Raw genomic sequence first — 3,987 nt, 5'->3', positions numbered from 1 at the left:
CAGCGCCTGAGCCGGTGGCCCGGCCCCGGCCGGCGATGGCGGCCGTCCCGGGCCGGCCTCGCGCTCGCCGCCCTTGCCACGCTGTCCTTCGTGATGAGCGTGCTGCTGCAGCGCACGCTGTTCCGTCACGGCTCGGGCGACGCGGACGAGGCCGCCTATGTCATGCAGGCCAGGATGCTGCTGCACGGGCAGCTCACCCTCGACCAGAACCTGGTGGAGCCGTTCTTCCGCCCCTGGCTGACCGGCGTCCACGACGGGCGGGTGTTCACCAAGTACCTGCCGGGCTGGCCCGCGATGCTGGCCGCGTCCCAGCTGCTGTTCGGGACGATGATCGTCGCTCCGGCGCTGGTGGCGGCGGCCTGGGTGGCCGGGGTGTACCGCCTCGCCCGGGAGCTGTTCGACGATGTGGCCACCGCCCTCGTCGCCGCCGCCTTCCTGGCGTTCTCCCCGCTGGTGGTCGTGCACACGGCGCTGCCGATGGCGTACGCGTTCACCGCGGCGGCCCTGACGATCGCGGTCGCCGAGGTGGCGCGCGGCACCCGCACGGGCTCGCGCCTGTCACTGCTGGCCGGTGGCGCGGCGCTCGGCCTCGCGGCGACGGCCCGCCCGTTCGACGCGCTGCTGGTGACGCTGGTCTGCGCGCTCATCGTGGCAGGACGTTCCGTAACCGGCGCGCCTTCCGTCGGCGTTCTCCCCAGCGGTGGGCCTTCCGTCGGCGGGCTTTTCGTCGGCGGGCTTTCCTTCGGTGGGCTTTCCCTCGGCGGGCCCGCCGGTAGGCGGCTGCTGACGGTCAGCCGGTGGCGGCTGTCGCCGCGTGCCCTGCTGCGCCACACCTGGTGGACCGGGCTCGGGGCGCTGCCGTTCGCCGTGGCGGTGGCCGCCTTCTGCCGGCATGTCACCGGATCGGTGCGGCTGCTGCCGCTGGCCGCCGCCGACCCGCTGGACCGTTTCGGCTTCGGTGAGCGCCGGATCCTGCCGTCCGAACCGCCGTTCCTCTTCACCCGCCGGCTCGCGCTGCAGGCGTGGGAGGAGACCGTCGCCGCCGCCCCCGGCTGGCTCTTCGGCGGCCGGGGGCTGGTCGTGCTCGCGATCGTCGGCCTGCTGGTGGCGGAGCGCCGCCGCGTCCGGCTGCTGCTCGCCGCCAACGTGCTGCTGGTCTTCGTCGCGTACTTCTGCTGGTGGGGCAGTGCCATGGCGATGCCGAGCCTGCGCGACGGCATCGGCCCGCATTACCACATGGTGGCGCTGACACCCGTCGTTCTCCTCGCGGCCTCCGGGGCATGCTGGCTGTGGCGCCGCCTGCCCAGCCGGTGGTTCCTGCCGCGACCGGCCCGTGGCCTGCCGGCCGGTGGTCTGCCGGCCCGCGCGCTGCCGGCCCGCGCGCTGCCGGCCCGCGCGCTGGTGGCCGGCGGCTGCCTGCTGGCGCTGGCGGCGCTGACCGTGCCCGCCGTCCCCGGCAAGGCCGGGGTCCAGCGGTACGTGAACATGGTGGACGAGCGCGTGCTCGGCCTCATCCCCGACGATCTCGGCGGGCCCGCGGTCGTGATCGTCACCCCGCCGCTCCCGAGCCGGTACGCCCAGGTGCCCTACCACTTCCTGCGCAACAGCCCGGACCTGTCGGACGAGGTGCTGTACGCCGCGGACATCGGCCCGGCCGTCGTGGGGCTCGCCGCGCGGATGCCGGAACGTCGGCTCTACCGGCTGCGCCCGGACGAACTGCCAGCCCTGGCCGGGCTGCCGGCGGCGGCCGGGCCCGGCCGCCCACGGGGCTCGTTCGTCGAACTGCGCACGGTCACCGGTAGGGCGATCGACGCCCGGGTGTCGGTGACCGTCCCCGCCGGCCATCCCTACGCGCAGCTCTACCTGCGCCTGGGCAACCGGACGCAGACCTACCCGCTCGCCACCGGCACGGACGCCTCCGGCACGACACGCACGGTGACCTGGACGCTGGACGGACGCTCCGACGCCAGCCTGGGCGGGCTGCCGCGCCCCGGGACAGGTGGGCGCACGCCCGGGACGGCGGGCCGGCCCGCCGCCGGCACGGACCCTGCCACGTTGGCCCCCGCCGAGGTGGCCGCCGCCGAGGTGGGTCCCGCCGCGGAGCTGGTCGTGGGGCTGGTCGCGGGCGGCACGCCCGACCTGGCGCGGCCCTGGCGGTGGGAGGAACGCGTCCCACTGCAACGACGGTCCGACGGTTCTCTGGTCCTGCTGGCCCCGGGCGCGGGTTTCCGGCAGACACCGGAACTCCCCGCGGACGCCTGGGAGCAGGTCACCCTGACCGGCACCCTCGACGTCACCCTTGAACCGGCCCCTGAACCGGCCCCGGCGGGCCGATGAGAGGGGGCGGGCCGGCACCCGGCGATCCCGCGCAAGGGCGTCCTGGAGCGCCGGTCAGGTAACCATACGTATCCCCCCTGAACGATGGCGCGCTTCGATGGACGTCGGCCACCGGAGAAGATCGGCGTAATTTTGTCGTTGTGTACGCTTTTGCGGCCAAAAAGCGTACACAACGACAAACTCTCCTGGATCATGGCCTGTGCGGGTGGTCGTGGATGGGATCCGCGTTACCTGACCAGCGCTCCAGGATTCGCGAGCGGAAGGCTGGCGTGGCTGTCGCCCCGGTCGCCCCCGTTTTTCGGTGTCACGGCTCCACCCGTGGTAGCCGGTGTCAGGAGGACGGTCGGAAAAGAATGGTGTTGACGTATCGGTGGACGCTGCCGGTCAGTACCGCCCGGAGGTAGCCGTGGTGGGCCAGCGGTGCCATTTCCCGCTGGTGGCCGACCAGATCGAAGTCGTCCAGTGGGCGCATTCTCCCGTGGTCGAGGAACCAGCCCTGGTAGTGCCAGCTCCGCAGCAGTTCCAGGGTCGCGGCCGCCGGGCTGCGGCTGTCCTCGATCTCGACTACGAGATTCGGGCGCCAGCGCCGGATAATTCCCTCCGCGCCGCGTAGCGCGGCGAGTTCGTGCCCTTCCACATCAATCTTCACGAGTCCGACGTCGGCGATGTCGAGGCTGTCGAGACGGACCGTCTCGACCTTCACGGTGTGCTCCGCGCGCCCGGTGTGCCCAGCGCGCCCGGTGTGCCCGGTGTGCTCACGGCCCTGGGGGAGCAGGCAGGCGCGCCCCTCGGTGCCCCGGCCGCCCGGTGGCAGCCACAGCTCGGCGAAACCCTCCGTGTCGGACGCGGCCTTCGGCACCACCGTGACGTTCGGCCGGCAGGTGCGGGCGACGAAGGCGGCCAGTTCGGGGTTGGGCTCGACCGTCACGACATGGCGGGCGTGCCGCGACATCCAGTGGCTCCACGGGCCGTACCAGGCGCCGACGTCCAGAGCGGTCTGTCGCGGTGTGACAAACGTATCCACCCGGCGCAGTATCGGCTCGAAGCGGCGGTGGGCCACGGCGACCGCGGCCGCGAACACCCGGTCGGGGACCAGCTCGGCGAGCACGTTCACGACAGCCAAGAACGGTTCCTTCCCCAGGTGGTGGACGCTGTTTTGACCGCCTTTTCGGACGCGCTGCCCCGGACCCGCTGAAATCGTCCGGAGAAATCGGATCCGACATGTTCTGGACGGTCTGTCACGCCGCTGGCGGAGGATGCCGGAGTGAATGCGGCACGACGTGAACGCAGTATGCCCGAACCAGGCCCGGGCAGGGGTTAACAGGGCAGGGAGGGCCGCGAGCCGAGCTGACGGCCCGGAACGGCAGCCGGGCGTCCGGAATATTTGTGATCATTATTCTCTCGTGCCCGGTTCCGGGATCGCCGAAGCATTTCCCGGGTACGGATCGCCCGATCCGGGTGTACCGACGGCCGGATTTCCGGCGGCTGTGGAGGAGCCCGGCCGCGGAGCCTGCCCACGGAAACCGTGCGCGGAACAGGCCTTTCGAACCGCGCCGACGGCGTTACGGGCCGGCCGGCTTTCGCGTGGGCGGCCGCGGGTGGGTACCGGTCTCCCGCCGGTGGCTGGTGGCCGGCTGGTGTCCGGAGGTG

Annotated in this window: 2 protein-coding genes; one reads left to right on the top strand and one right to left on the bottom strand. The window is 72.6% G+C overall.

Going from position 1 to position 3,987, the window contains the following annotated elements; all coding sequences use genetic code 11:
* Positions 1-6: 6 nt before the first annotated feature.
* Positions 7-2,337, top strand: coding sequence for a DUF7846 domain-containing protein (locus AC5LUJ_RS18845; RefSeq protein ID WP_493465394.1), 2,331 nt, complete (start codon positions 7-9; stop codon positions 2,335-2,337).
* 331 nt (positions 2,338-2,668) lie between these two features.
* Here the strand turns inward: AC5LUJ_RS18845 and AC5LUJ_RS18840 are convergent, their stop codons facing one another.
* Entirely contained in the window at positions 2,669-3,451 is a 783-nt protein-coding gene (locus tag AC5LUJ_RS18840) for an FkbM family methyltransferase (protein WP_250287399.1), read from the bottom strand.
* Between the last annotated feature and the right edge of the window lie 536 nt (positions 3,452-3,987).

This window comes from Protofrankia sp. CiP1_Cm_nod3 (assembly GCF_982290655.1).
Note: the sequence above shows the minus strand (reverse complement) of the source record. Positions and strands in the feature narration are given on the sequence as shown.